The 12,356-nt window shown below is 52.4% G+C and carries 14 protein-coding genes; 11 read left to right on the forward strand and 3 right to left on the reverse strand.

The window, feature by feature from the left end:
* The first annotated feature begins 5 nt into the window (after positions 1–5).
* Positions 6–1,130: a molecular chaperone DnaJ gene (gene dnaJ / locus DFP94_RS01655; RefSeq protein ID WP_114494701.1), complete on the forward strand. Its 1,125-nt coding sequence runs from the start codon at positions 6–8 to the stop codon at positions 1,128–1,130.
* Between the two features lie 268 nt (positions 1,131–1,398).
* Positions 1,399–2,757: an MFS transporter gene (locus tag DFP94_RS01660; protein WP_114494702.1), complete on the forward strand. Its 1,359-nt coding sequence runs from the start codon at positions 1,399–1,401 to the stop codon at positions 2,755–2,757.
* Between the two features lie 128 nt (positions 2,758–2,885).
* On the opposite strand, the gene DFP94_RS01665 is transcribed toward DFP94_RS01660, so the two are convergent.
* Together DFP94_RS01665 and DFP94_RS01670 are read right to left on the reverse strand one after the other, a co-directional pair.
* Positions 2,886–3,164: a DUF2653 family protein gene (locus DFP94_RS01665; RefSeq protein WP_114494703.1), complete on the reverse strand. Its 279-nt coding sequence runs from the start codon at positions 3,162–3,164 to the stop codon at positions 2,886–2,888.
* 3 nt (positions 3,165–3,167) lie between these two features.
* A complete protein-coding gene (locus tag DFP94_RS01670) occupies positions 3,168–3,611 on the reverse strand; it encodes a hypothetical protein (RefSeq protein ID WP_114494704.1) in 444 nt (147 codons plus the stop codon).
* A gap of 191 nt (positions 3,612–3,802) precedes the next feature.
* Between DFP94_RS01670 and DFP94_RS01675 the strand changes: the two genes are divergently transcribed.
* The 8 genes from DFP94_RS01675 to DFP94_RS01710 all read left to right on the forward strand — a co-directional run bounded on the left by DFP94_RS01675 (position 3,803) and on the right by DFP94_RS01710 (position 9,528).
* The gene (locus DFP94_RS01675) at positions 3,803–4,171 is read left to right on the forward strand and encodes a hypothetical protein (RefSeq protein WP_114494705.1); all 369 of its coding nucleotides are present in this window, start codon (positions 3,803–3,805) and stop codon (positions 4,169–4,171) included.
* Positions 4,172–4,213: 42 nt separating this feature from the next.
* Positions 4,214–4,393 (forward strand): YfhD family protein, encoded by a 180-nt coding sequence (locus DFP94_RS01680; protein WP_114494706.1) that lies wholly within the window; start codon positions 4,214–4,216, stop codon positions 4,391–4,393.
* Positions 4,394–4,541: 148 nt separating this feature from the next.
* On the forward strand, positions 4,542–4,871 hold the full coding sequence (locus DFP94_RS01685) for a hypothetical protein (RefSeq protein WP_181872989.1): 330 nt from the start codon (positions 4,542–4,544) through the stop codon (positions 4,869–4,871).
* A 205-nt stretch (positions 4,872–5,076) separates the two neighbouring features.
* Complete coding sequence (gene prmA, locus DFP94_RS01690; RefSeq protein ID WP_114494707.1) at positions 5,077–6,045, forward strand: 50S ribosomal protein L11 methyltransferase; 969 nt, start codon at positions 5,077–5,079, stop codon at positions 6,043–6,045.
* Between the two features lie 4 nt (positions 6,046–6,049).
* Positions 6,050–6,736, forward strand: coding sequence for a site-2 protease family protein (locus DFP94_RS01695; protein ID WP_114494708.1), 687 nt, complete (start codon positions 6,050–6,052; stop codon positions 6,734–6,736).
* A gap of 122 nt (positions 6,737–6,858) precedes the next feature.
* Positions 6,859–7,623 carry a 16S rRNA (uracil(1498)-N(3))-methyltransferase gene (locus tag DFP94_RS01700; protein WP_114494709.1) on the forward strand — a complete coding sequence of 255 codons (765 nt, stop codon included), beginning with the start codon at positions 6,859–6,861 and terminating at the stop codon, positions 7,621–7,623.
* 2 nt (positions 7,624–7,625) lie between these two features.
* Positions 7,626–8,966 carry a tRNA (N(6)-L-threonylcarbamoyladenosine(37)-C(2))-methylthiotransferase MtaB gene (mtaB, locus tag DFP94_RS01705; protein ID WP_114494710.1) on the forward strand — a complete coding sequence of 447 codons (1,341 nt, stop codon included), beginning with the start codon at positions 7,626–7,628 and terminating at the stop codon, positions 8,964–8,966.
* A 130-nt stretch (positions 8,967–9,096) separates the two neighbouring features.
* Positions 9,097–9,528: an NUDIX hydrolase gene (locus tag DFP94_RS01710; protein WP_114494711.1), complete on the forward strand. Its 432-nt coding sequence runs from the start codon at positions 9,097–9,099 to the stop codon at positions 9,526–9,528.
* Here DFP94_RS01710 and DFP94_RS01715 read toward each other — a convergent pair.
* Complete coding sequence (locus DFP94_RS01715; RefSeq protein ID WP_114494712.1) at positions 9,525–10,547, reverse strand: Na/Pi cotransporter family protein; 1,023 nt, start codon at positions 10,545–10,547, stop codon at positions 9,525–9,527. The genes DFP94_RS01710 and DFP94_RS01715 overlap by 4 nt on opposite strands.
* Before the next feature lie 325 nt (positions 10,548–10,872).
* On the opposite strand from DFP94_RS01715, the gene DFP94_RS01720 reads away from it, so the two are divergent.
* On the forward strand, positions 10,873–12,249 hold the full coding sequence (locus tag DFP94_RS01720) for a class I SAM-dependent rRNA methyltransferase (RefSeq protein ID WP_114494713.1): 1,377 nt from the start codon (positions 10,873–10,875) through the stop codon (positions 12,247–12,249).
* Positions 12,250–12,356: the final 107 nt, after the last annotated feature.

A 12,356-nucleotide genomic window follows, 5' to 3' on the forward strand; every position in this document is an offset into this window, starting at 1 on the left:
GAAGGATGGCTGAAAAACGAGATTATTATGAGGTGCTTGGCCTTGGCAAAAGCGCTTCTGACGATGAAATTAAGAAGGCCTACCGCAAGCTGGCGCGTCAATATCACCCAGACGTAAACAAGGCGTCGGATGCGGAGGATAAGTTCAAGGAAGTAAAGGAAGCTTATGATGTCCTGAGCGATTCGGGTAAACGGGCCAGATATGATCAATATGGACATGTCGATCCAAACCAAGGGATGGGCGGCGGATTTAACGGCGGCGATTTCGGCGGTTTCGGCGATATTTTCGATATGTTCTTCGGTGGCGGGGGCGGTGGCCGACGCGATCCGAATGCCCCGCAACGGGGAAATGATTTGCAGTATACGATGACGGTTGAGTTTAAGGAAGCGGTATTCGGCAAAGAGACGGATATTACGATTCCGAGAACCGAAAATTGCGATACCTGCTTTGGATCGGGAGCCAAACCTGGCACCAAGCCGGAAACCTGCTCCGTCTGCCACGGCTCCGGACAACAGGAAGTCGTGCAGAACACGCCGTTCGGCCGGATGGTAAACCGCCGTGCGTGCAGCAATTGCGGCGGCAAAGGACAAATCATCAAAGAAAAATGCCCGACCTGTTCAGGCAGCGGCAAAGTGAAGAAACAACGGAAAATTCATGTCCGCATTCCTGCCGGCGTGGATGACGGCGCACAACTCCGGATGTCCGGCGAAGGAGAAGGCGGATTGCGCGGGGGACCTGCGGGCGACCTATATATCGTTATCCGCGTGAAGCCGCATGATTTCTTCGAGCGCGAAGGCGACGATATTTACTGCGAAGTGCCTCTGACGTTTGCTCAAGCGGCGCTTGGCGATGAGATTGAAATCCCGACCCTGACGGAAAAAGTAAAGCTAAAAATTCCTGCCGGTACGCAAACCGGAACTTATTTCCGGTTGAAAGGCAAAGGGGTGCCGAAGCTTCGCGGCATCGGCCAAGGCGACCAGCACATCAAAGTCGTAGTCGTGACGCCGAGCAAGCTCAATGACGAGCAAAAAGAACTGATGCGGCAATTTGCGGCGCTTGACGGCGAGCATACGCATGAACATGAGCAGTCGTTCTTCGACCGGATGAAGCGGGCCTTCCGCGGAGACTGAAATTTTTGATACAAATGAATAGGTCAGATCGTAAAAGAGGTGTCCTTAAGATCATTGGAAAATGGTCGGGGACACCTTTTTTTGTTGCCTGTCTCGGGCTTTTACCGGGTTTATGATATAATCGGGTTGGATTATTCATCCATTTCAAAATTGGGAGGCGTAGCCCATCATGCGGCAAAATAATGTGGTAAGGGTACAACATTTAGGGGAAGGCGCATCAATGACCCTATAACCAGCGATTCCCCTTCATTCTAAGGGGTAAATTCAAGTGCAATACCGAAATGAAGTTCAGGCATCACGTTTCATCCTGTGGCTCAGCGTTTTGACGTTTTTCAGCGTAATGAACGAAACGATGTTTTCCGTCTCGCTGCCGGACATCGCCGCTTATTTCCATATTCCGCCGTCGGCGGCCAATTGGACCAGTACCTGCTTTTCTCTTTCATTTGCTATTGGCGTAGCCGTGTACGGCAAAATATTGGAACATGCCGGCCTAAGAAAGCTGTTGTTATTCGGTATGTTGACCTACGGCTTCGGTTCGGTTCTCGGTCTGTTGGGTCATGCCTGGTATCCGGGCGTGCTGGCTGCGCGTTTGTTGCAGGGGGCAGGAGCATCGGCCATTCCGTCGTTGATCATGGTGATGATTGTCAAGATTGTCGAACCGGGAAAACAAGGGAAGGCTTTCGGTCTGATCGGATCCGTCGTCGCATTTGGCGAGGGGCTCGGTCCGGTCATCGGTGGAGCTGTTTCCGGATATATGCATTGGTCGGTGTTATTTGCGCTGCCACTCTTGTCGCTGCCGGCCCTGCCGTTCGTACTTCGGACGCTGCCCGACGAAACTACAGTAAGGAAAGCATTCGATAAGATTGGCGCGGTGTTACTGTCTGCGGGCATTTTGTCGTTTGCGCTATTTACGACGCTGTACCATTGGATTTGCCTGATTGCCAGTCTGGTTCTGTTTGCGCTGCTGGCCTTTCATCTCCGGCGGCACCGGGAGCCGTTCCTGGAACCATTCCTGTTTCGTAAGAAAAGGTATCTGGCCGGCGTGTTCCTGGGCGGCTTGCTTCTTGGCACAGTCGCCGGTTTTATATCCATGGTGCCTTATCTGATGAGAGCTGTGTACCATATGCTGACGGGCCTTATCGGAGGCGCTATTCTGTTTCCAGGCACGTTGAGCGTTATCCTGTTCGGGATGCTTGGCGGGATGCTGACCGACCGCCGGGGCCATACTACCGCGATGCTGTCCGGATTAAGCATGATTGCTGTGGGGTTTCTAATCATCCTGCTTTATACGGACCGGACGCCATGGTTGGTTACGGGATCGATGATATTGACGTTTGGCGGCTTGTCGTTCGTAAAAACCGTTGTTTCCGCAAGTGTTGCCAGTACGTTGGAACCGGATGAAGCGGGTTCTGGCATGGGAATGCTCAATTTCGTCTGCTTTCTGGCGGAAGGGATTGGCATTGCTGGCGTAGGCGGACTGCTGACGAAGCCGTGGCTGGATTTTCCTCTTGTGGGGACAGTAACGAATCCAGCGGCAGTGCGTTACAGCAATATGATGCTGATGTTAATTGGGCTCGTGGCATTTGGAGGCTTTCTCTTCGTCATGCTGCATAAGCGTGATCGCTAGGCAGAAGGGCACTGGATACAGAAAAAAAGCGAAGTCTCGCGAACCCCGTTACCTGGTCAGATGATTTAATGTAAAAAAACAAGCACGTAGGCTTACGCCCGGTGCTTGCTTTTTTATATGGCTGAATTTCACGACCGGATATGTGCGATGATTTCCTCGCCCAAATCCAGGGTAATGTCATCCCGGAAAGCCCGGATGCCGTATTCCTTGTAAACGTACTGCATGATCGCTTCCATGATGTTGGACTCCACGATATATCTGCTTCTGCCGCCTGCCCAAATCTCCCCGGTATAACCGGTCTCTTCGTCCCAACTCAGCTCGACCTGTACATCGGTGGGACGGAGACCGGCCCGTTCAGCCGTATGAATACAGATCGCGTTAATGATTTCGTCCATACTGAGGACCATCGCTTAGTATTTTCCTCCGCGGTGATAATCGTCATGCTGCGGTCGGCGTTTGAAGCGGCGGAACAGCCAGACCACGACGGCTATGATTGCATATATCGCAAGCAGGTTTACTGCGAGTCCGAGCAGGTTGCCCAAAAAGCCCATTCCTCCGAACAATCCGCCGAAGAGCATGCCGGCCAGTCCGCCGAGCATCAAGCCTTTCATAAAGCCTCCGCCGCTAAAGAAACCGCGGCCGGTATTAGTCCCTGTAGTTGCTCCAGATTTTCTGGTGTTCGAAGTATCGCCCGATTTTTGATAATCGCTGTTTGTTGATTTTTTTGGCGCCGGCGTATAAGACCGAGGGCCGGATTTAAATCCCCCTCCGCGCTTGGCATCCGCCAAATCCGGAGTTGTGAAGGCGAACATCAGCGTAAACGCCATCACGATCATCGTTAATTTCTTTAGCATTTGAAGTAGATACCCTCCTATGGTTTAAAGTATGTTCTTATGCAATACAGGTAATACGGGATAACGATAAAAGCGTTTCAAATTTTAAAGATTGCGGAATAAACGTGAAGGATAAATGTCATTCTAATCGAAAGAACCGTTCAAAGTGGTTTCTTATTTACGCTTCAACTAGGGAAAGGCAGGGTTCTGAAATGAGTGAGAAAAATATACTGGCGTATTTCAAAAGCCCGGAGGAAGCCGAAGGCGTAGCCAGAAAACTGAATGCGCTGCGGGCGCTCGAAGTATCGGTGGACCGGTTTAGCCGGTATGCCGGCGAAGGCTATGATCCGATGAATCCGGTTGCCGGAAAAATAAGCAGTTTATCGGCGATAACGCAGGATGCGGCGATCACCAATACTTCGGCCGGTATTTTGACCGCGGCGGATCCGGCGGCCAGCGGAATGAGCCATGGCGGTCAAGGCGGACCAACCGGCCATGATATATTGCTTACGGCTGTTGTGGATGAAAGCATTCATCATCAGGCTTTGCGGATCGTTGAGGAAGCCGGCGGGCTGACATAACAGGGTAACCTTTGAATTGGGACAAGCGAAAGGAGAAAGCAAATGAGTAAATCATATCCGGACCGCGTAACGAAAAGACAGTTCTCAAAAACGCCGGGGATGGACATCGGGCACAATAAGGACATCGAATTTGCGGAGGAATTTGCCGATCAGGAAGATTGGGAAGCTTTGGAACGAAGCGAACGGGCAGATGCACGTCAGCAGGGACAGCATAGGTTGTAGTCAAAAACCTGAAACACTAATCCTACGTGTAGCAGAATATTATCGGCAGGCTGCCGGATCCATTCCGGCGGCTTGCTTTTTTTTGGAATGCACCGTACAGGCAGAGAAACACCGACACAAGAAATTTGACATCAAAAAGCAACGTATTATGTTGAATGATTTTCGAGAATTGCTGGGGCAGGAAGACTTAGTTGTCTTAGATGTTTGCCTGCATAACAATCTGCACCAGCCGGAGCCCAAACGGTTCTGCTACCATACGACGATCGCGGACTTTGACATGGACTGTACGGTAACCCTCGAACTGGCGGCCTTACGCCACCGGCGCCTAAGTCCGTATCCGGATGCCTATGCCTCTTCGCAGCATCATTGGATCGCCGCTTTGTCAGGCCAGGTTCCGCTGCTGTCGACCGCGCGGATCGCTTTAAATACGATGATGAACAGTGAAGGGCAAATGTTACGGATGGTGCTGGTCGATTAAGGGACTGTGCTACCGAAAATTAAGCGTTAACTAAAGAATTTTATTCGGAAGCGATTGGGCATGGATGGCATCCAGGCTCAATCGTTTTTTGCATTTTAGTATTAAAAGAATGGCATAAGCCCTGCGTGAATGAGTTGCTTTTGTCACTCTTTTCATTCTATAGTACAATAGATTTCATGTACTCATTCGAGGAGGAAAACTTACGATGATATGGAAAGAGTTGACTATACATACAACTGAGGAAGCGGTGGAAATGATCTCCAATTTCCTGCATGAAGCGGGAGCGGGGGGCGTAACCATTGATGAGCATGTGGATAATGACAAGCCACGCGACACTTCTCTGGGACAGTGGTTCGAAATTCCGCCGAACGATATTCCCGAGGGCGAAGCGAAGATCAGCGGATATTTCCCCGAGGGTATCGATATGGAGGAAGTGATCCGGCAGGTCACGGAGCGAACCGAAGAGCTTCGGGAGTATGACATTGATCCCGGAAATCCGGTCATTACGGTAAGAGACGTTAGCGAGGATGATTGGGCGAATAACTGGAAGCAGTACTTCAAGCCCTTGCGCGTGTCACCGCGTCTAACGATTAAGCCGACTTGGGAAGAATATGCCCCTGCATCCCCGGAGGAGCGCATTATTGAACTGGATCCCGGCATGGCTTTCGGAACAGGGACGCACCCGACGACTTCATTGTGCCTTCGGACTCTCGAAGGAATTATTCAAGAAGGAGACGAAGTAATCGACGTCGGTACCGGTTCCGGCATTTTGGCGATCGGCGCTTGCCGCCTGGGTGCCTCCCGCGTGTTGGCGCTTGATCTGGATCCGGTTGCGGTGTCCAGCGCGACGGAGAACACCAGGTTGAACCGGTTGGAAGAGCAGATCCAAGTGGTGGAAAGCGATCTGCTATCGGTGCTGAAAAAAGGAGCCGATGACACTGTAAATGTACAGCTTCCGGTTCGGGTCGTCGTAGCTAACATATTGGCCGAGATCATTTTGCTGTTTATTGAAGATGTTTACGAGGCATTGCAGCCGGGAGGGTATTATATCGCGTCCGGAATTTATATGAATAAGGAACAGGCCGTAGAAGAAGTATTAACTGCCGCGGGATTTGAAATTGCACAGACGGCCCGGGAAGAAGACTGGGTCGCTTTCGTAGCGAGAAAGAGGTAATTCGATGGATTTTCTTGACCAAATACTGCGCGTTCCGTTAAGCCAGTTGCCGTTTTATTTAATTACGCTGGTCATCGCGTTTACGGTTCACGAGTTTTCCCATGCTTATTTCGCGAACAAATTCGGAGACCCGACCGCCAAGCTGCTCGGACGAGTCACACTTAATCCTACGGTTCATTTCGATCTGCTGGGGATTATTCTGCTGTTGATCGCCGGGTTTGGCTGGGCGCGGCCGGTCCCGGTCAACCGGGATAATTTCAGCAAACCCCGCCTGATGGGCGTGATCGTATCCGTGGCCGGTCCTTTAAGCAATCTGCTGTTGGCTATCGCCGGGGCGGCCATTTTTGCGGCGTTGCTGCAATTTGGCGTCGTTTCGCCTTATATGGGAGAAGATAAGCTTTCCCAAGCCATTCATATCTTCTTCAGCCTGTTTATCGTCATGAACTTTTTCTTATGCTTATTCAACTTGATCCCGCTTCCTCCACTTGACGGATACCGGATTCTTGAGGATGTCGTTCCGCGTCGGGTGCTTGGAAAGCTTCAGCAATTTGAGCAATGGTCGATTCTGATCTTTCTCGTGATCCTGATCGTTCCGGGCTTGCAGGCTTACACAATCGGGCCATTGTATGGAGCTGCACATTCTTTGTCGCAGCATTTCCTGGTCTTCTTCCGCGTGTTGTTCGGAGCTTGACGAAATGAAAATTATAGATTTTCCGGACTTTACCGGGATAGTGTCAATGAACAGGTACTGGAAAGCTCAAAATAAAAGTTGTATGATGTACTTTGGTGATTTTAGGGCAAGGAATGATGAGAATGCAGCGCTATTTTATTGATCAGGAGCAGTTCGGGGAAGAGACCGTTGTCATTACCGGTGAGGACGCCCGCCATATCGGCAAAGTCATGCGTTCCAAACCGGGGGATAAGCTGATCGTCAGCGACGGGGAATCCCGCGAAGTGCTTGCAGAGATCGTAAGCATAGATCCGCAGGAAGTGACTGCGGAAATCATAGAGACTCTGGAGCCGTCGGGCGAGTCGTGGCTTCAGGTCACGGTGGCGCAGAGCCTGCCTAAGGGCGACAAGATGGAGACCGTGATCCAGAAATGCACGGAGATCGGAGCGGCTTCGTTTTTGCCTTTCTTATCGGAACGAACGGTGGTTCAGTACGATGGCAAAAAAGAAGAGAAACGCACGGCCCGCTGGCGCAAGATCGCCAAAGAAGCCGCGGAGCAGGCGCACCGCAGCCGGATTCCCGTTGTTGAAGCCCCCGTCTCCTGGCGGGAGATGCTTGAAAGTTTATCCGCTTTCGATCTGGTATGCTTATGTTACGAAAAAGAACACGGCCAGCAGCTTCGCGACGTGCTTAAGCCTTTCGTGAGCCGGCTCGCGGCGGGTCAGTCCTGCAGCGTAGCTGTGATCGTCGGTCCCGAAGGCGGTTTTTCCGAGCGCGAAGTATCGGAAGCCGAGATGGCCGGAGCTCTATCGGTCGGCTTGGGACGGCGCGTACTGCGGACGGAGACGGCCGCCATGGCCGCCCTGACTTGCATCATGTATGAATCTGGAGAAATGGGGGGAATGTGAGGATGCCATCCGTTGCATTTTACACGCTCGGCTGCAAAGTGAACTTTTATGATACGGAAGCGATCTGGCAGTTGTTTAAAAATGAAGGATATGAACAGGTCGATTTCGAACAGACGGCTGATGTGTATCTGATTAATACCTGCACCGTAACCAATACGGGCGATAAAAAGAGCCGGCAAATTATCCGGCGAGCCATTCGGCGCAATCCGGACGCCATCGTAGCGGTGACGGGCTGTTATGCCCAAACTTCTCCGGCGGAAATTTTGGACATTCCCGGCGTCGATCTGGTGATCGGGACGCAGGACCGCGAGAAGATCATTCCTTATGTTAAGGAAATTCAGGCACAGCGCCAACCGATCAATGCGGTGCGGAATATTATGAAAACCCGCCAATTTGAAGAACTTGACGTTCCTGATTTTGCGGACCATACGCGTGCTTTCCTCAAAATCCAGGAGGGCTGCAACAACTTCTGCACCTTCTGCATCATTCCTTGGTCCCGCGGACTTTCCCGCAGCCGGGAACCGCAGAGCGTCGTGGCCCAGGCGCGCCAATTGGTGGCGGCAGGTTATAACGAAATCGTGCTGACCGGGATCCACACCGGCGGCTATGGGGACGACCTGGAGAACTATCGCTTGTCCGACCTGCTTTGGGAGCTGGATAAGGTGGAAGGGCTGGGCCGCATCCGGATTAGTTCGATTGAGGCGAGCCAAATTGATGACCGCATGCTTGAAGTGCTGAAAGGCTCTTCGAAGATGTGCCGTCATTTTCATATTCCGCTCCAAGCCGGTAGCAATGAAGTGCTTAAGCGCATGAGACGGAAATACACGATCGAAGAATTTGAAGGAAAAATCAAGATGATCCGTGAATTTATGCCGGACGTGGCGATTACGACCGACTTGATCGTCGGATTCCCCGGAGAAACCGATGAGCTATACCGCGAGGGATTTGAAGCGATTAAACGGATCGGCTTTTCGGAGATGCACGTTTTCCCTTACTCCAAACGGACCGGTACTCCGGCCGCACGCATGGAGGATCAGATCGACGAGGAAATCAAACATGCCAGAGTGCAGGAACTGATCGACTTGTCCGAGCAAATGCAGCTCGCTTATGCCGAGAAGTTTGTCGGCCAGGTGCTGGACGTAATTCCTGAACGCGATGAAAAAGGCGTATGGGGCAATGGCTTCGTCACTGGATTTAGCGATAACTACCTGCAGATCAAGTTCGACGGTTCTCACGATATGGCGGGCAAAATATGCCGCGTCAAAATGACGAAGGCCGATGCCAACACAAGCGAAGGACAATTGGTCCGCGTAATGGATGGCACGGCACAGGCTTTGGCGTAATTTCTGGAAGGGCCTGTTTTGGGGCTAACCTAATGAACTATAAACGTTTGGACTGAACAGGGATTTCACTCCGCCGGGGCTGAAGTCCTTGTTTTGAATCGGGGTAATACGGTGTAAGGAGACGAGAATCATGCCGGACAAGGAAATATCCGCAGGAGGCGTTGTTTACCGGAATGAGGGCGGGCAGTTGCAGATACAGCTCATTACGGACCGGTACGGCAGGCTTTCTTTTGCCAAGGGAAAAAGCGAGCCGGGGGAGACGGTGGAGGAAACGGCGCTTCGGGAAATACGGGAAGAGACCGGGATTACCGGCAAGATTGATGCGCTGATCGATATCATAGCCTATACGTATAATCATCCTGTCCACGGACCTGTTGATAAAGAGGTCCATTACTATCTGGTGGAAAGCCGGGGCGGCCAACTCCGGCCCCAGCTTGAGGAGATCCGCGGCGTAGCCTGGTATGAGCCAATGGATGCCTGGGAAAAACAGCTCAAATCGGGGTATGACAATAATGATTTTATTTTGGAAAAAGGGCTTTTGATGCTGGGATTGGAGCTTTAGCTCTTTCGGCTGCGCATGTAAGCGGCTGGTCCGGTGGTGGTTACCGGAGGCCGTTCCAATCGAGACCAAACCGGAAGATAGCATAATGGCAGAGCCAGAAGTGAACAAACGATGTTAAAAATGCTTTGCGCATGGGCGATTTGCGAGGAGAGGTCGGAGGACAGCCAGGCGGATACGGTTCCGAGCTGGGATGTCAGCGGGAGAAACAGCGCCGCCCCAATTACATTCAGCGCAACATGAGACCAGGCGACAAAGACTCCGGCCCGGGTTCCGCCGATGGAAGCGATCAGCGCGGTGACGCATGTGCCGACATTGGAGCCGATGACCACGGCGATGCCAAGGTGGACGGGCAAGGCTCCTGTAGCGACCAGCCCCATAGTCATCGCGATAGTAGCTGCGCTGCTGTGAACGAGCGCGGTCAATATCGCTCCCGCGACGGCTCCCCAGAGCAGACTGTCCCCGGCGTGATCCAGCAGCCAGTCGATGATGCCGTAAGCTTTGAGACCGGGGCCGATCGATTGCATCCAGCGGATGGCGATTATGATCAAGCTGAACCCCGCCGTGGCGAAGGAACCGAATTGCACCGGGGTAAGCAAGGAGAACCATTTGGAGTTTCTCCTTCCGGGAATCATCTCCTGAGCCGTTACGGCAGCCGCCCAAAAGAGCAGGGATATAATGAGCAGAGGAACGCCTATACTTGAAATATCCAGAGCGATTAATTCCGTCGTCAAACAGGTCCCAATGTTGCCGCCCAGAATGACGCCCAGCGTCCGGGCGTAGGATAGCAGCCCGGCGTTGACCAGCCCGATCGTCATCACCGTGACGGCGGTGCTGCTCTGGAGCGCCGCGGAAATGACCGTGCTGGACACCAGACCGGTCCAAGGCGTCCGCGTCGTGGCATGCAGCACCCGGATCAGTTTGGGGCCGGCCCAGGCATGAAGCGAGGCCTCCATCAGCTTCATGCCGAACAGAAAGAGGGCCAGTCCGAACGTTACAGGAACCAGGATATCGTGAATCATCGGGCAATGACCTCCTTTTTTTTGCAAAGTGTACAAGTTACATATATGCTTCCTGTCCGGAGTCCATGTCAGCAGCGGACGGGGAATACAGCCCGGGAAGTGAGGCGGGGTATGGCCCATGCCCGGAAAAAGGCTGCTGCACTGAACAGGATGGAAGCGAGAATTATGCTTACGTCCACTAAGCTGGATTACACTTACGGAGAAGTTTAGTACGAAGCTTGGACATAGGGTAACGTTCACAACACAAGACTTGAGTTTACGAAGCAGTTTTGTATGAAGTAATACGGAGTAGCAATGCTCACAAACTTTTAGGAGTTGAACAATCGTGGGATCCGTTATATTATCGCGCAGCCGCAAGAAGCGGCTGGAACAAGGTCATCCTTGGGTTTATAAAAGTGAAATTGAAAGTGTAGAGGGGGAGCCGGCACCGGGAAGTCTGGTTCAGATCTTCGATCACCGGCGCCGCTTTCTCGCTACGGGCTACTATAATCCGGCTTCGCAAATTACCGTTCGGGTCGTTTCTTTCGTGGAATTGGAAGAGATGGATGCCGCCTTTTTCGAGGAACGTTTCCGGGAATGCTTGAAGCTTCGCGAGCGCTTTGTCCGGGAGGACGCCTATCGTTTCGTTTACGGTGAGGCCGATTTCTTGCCGGGGTTGATCGTGGACCGTTTTGGCGAGGTGCTGGTGATCCAGTTGCTGACGCTCGGGATGGATCTTTGCAGGGAAGCCGTCGTCAAGGCGTTGGTTACCGTGCTGCAGCCGACAGGCATTTATGAACGCAGCGATGTTTCGATCCGCGAGATGGAAGGGCTCGAGCAGGTTAAGGGTCCGCTGTACGGCAACCCGCTGCGGCATGTGACCGTAACGGAGAACGGGCTGAAAATATTGGTCGATATCGAGCAAGGACAGAAGACAGGGTATTTTTTCGACCAGCGGGAAAACCGGGCTTCGATCAAGCCGCTTATGACCGGATGGGGAGACAGAAGCGGCATCGAGCTGCAGGAAATTGAGGTTGAGGGGGAAGGAACCAGACAGGTTCCCGTCAACCGGAAAGGCAAGGAAGTTACTTTTCCGTATTGGGACGGGGCGACTGTGTTGGAGTGTTTTTCCCATACGGGCAGCTTTACGCTTCATGCGTGCCAATACGGAGCCAAAAAAGTCACCTGCCTGGACATTTCCGAGCATGCAATAGAGAGTGCCAAAAGCAATGTGGAGTTGAACGGTTTTGAGGATCGCGTTGAGTTTGTAGTCGCCGATGCTTTCGATTATCTCCGCAGCCAGGTCAAGGGGCTGTCCGAGCGCAGTAACCGGGCGGCCGCGGGCAACGAGGGCAAAACCGACACCTCGGTGCCGATGACGGCCGGAGGCGGACGGACCTGGGACGTCGTCATTCTGGACCCGCCGGCTTTCGCCAAAACCCGGAGCGCCGTTAAGGGCGCATGCCGGGGGTACAAGGACATCAATCTGCACGGGATGAAGCTGGTCAATGAAGGCGGGTATCTGGTAACCGCCAGTTGTTCGTACCATATGCGCCCCGACCTTTTCCTGGAGACGATCCAGGAAGCCGCGGCCGATGCCGGGAAAATCCTCCGCCTCGTCGAATGGCGCGCCGCCGGGAAGGATCATCCCCAAATCTTGGGCGTAGACGAAGGCCATTATTTGAAATTTGCGATTTTTGAAGTCCGCAGCAAAAACTTCTAAATAGCATGACCTTTGGTTAAATAACCAAGTGGCACTATTCTGAGTAGATGGATTTTCTACAGTTAATTTTCATAAATCGGCTTACTTGGAGAAAATAACTGGGAAAC

This window comes from Fontibacillus phaseoli (genome assembly GCF_003337355.1).
In the GTDB taxonomy this organism is placed as follows: domain Bacteria; phylum Bacillota; class Bacilli; order Paenibacillales; family Paenibacillaceae; genus Fontibacillus; species Fontibacillus phaseoli.

Bases quoted from the DNA above. Each gene is read 5' to 3' on its own strand.
- DFP94_RS01710 (WP_114494711.1), top strand. From the start codon at position 9,097: ATGCCGGACAAGGAAATATCCGCAGGAGGCGTTGTTTACCGGAATGAG.
- DFP94_RS01700 (WP_114494709.1), top strand. From the start codon at position 6,859: ATGCAGCGCTATTTTATTGATCAGGAGCAGTTCGGGGAAGAGACCGTT.
- DFP94_RS01695 (WP_114494708.1), top strand. From the start codon at position 6,050: ATGGATTTTCTTGACCAAATACTGCGCGTTCCGTTAAGCCAGTTGCCG.
- DFP94_RS01670 (WP_114494704.1), bottom strand. From the start codon at position 3,611: ATGCTAAAGAAATTAACGATGATCGTGATGGCGTTTACGCTGATGTTC.
- dnaJ (WP_114494701.1), top strand. From the start codon at position 6: ATGGCTGAAAAACGAGATTATTATGAGGTGCTTGGCCTTGGCAAAAGC.
- DFP94_RS01665 (WP_114494703.1), bottom strand. From the start codon at position 3,164: ATGGTCCTCAGTATGGACGAAATCATTAACGCGATCTGTATTCATACG.
- DFP94_RS01685 (WP_181872989.1), top strand. From the start codon at position 4,542: ATGTTGAATGATTTTCGAGAATTGCTGGGGCAGGAAGACTTAGTTGTC.
- DFP94_RS01675 (WP_114494705.1), top strand. From the start codon at position 3,803: ATGAGTGAGAAAAATATACTGGCGTATTTCAAAAGCCCGGAGGAAGCC.
- mtaB (WP_114494710.1), top strand. From the start codon at position 7,626: ATGCCATCCGTTGCATTTTACACGCTCGGCTGCAAAGTGAACTTTTAT.
- prmA (WP_114494707.1), top strand. From the start codon at position 5,077: ATGATATGGAAAGAGTTGACTATACATACAACTGAGGAAGCGGTGGAA.
- DFP94_RS01715 (WP_114494712.1), bottom strand. From the start codon at position 10,547: ATGATTCACGATATCCTGGTTCCTGTAACGTTCGGACTGGCCCTCTTT.
- DFP94_RS01680 (WP_114494706.1), top strand. From the start codon at position 4,214: ATGAGTAAATCATATCCGGACCGCGTAACGAAAAGACAGTTCTCAAAA.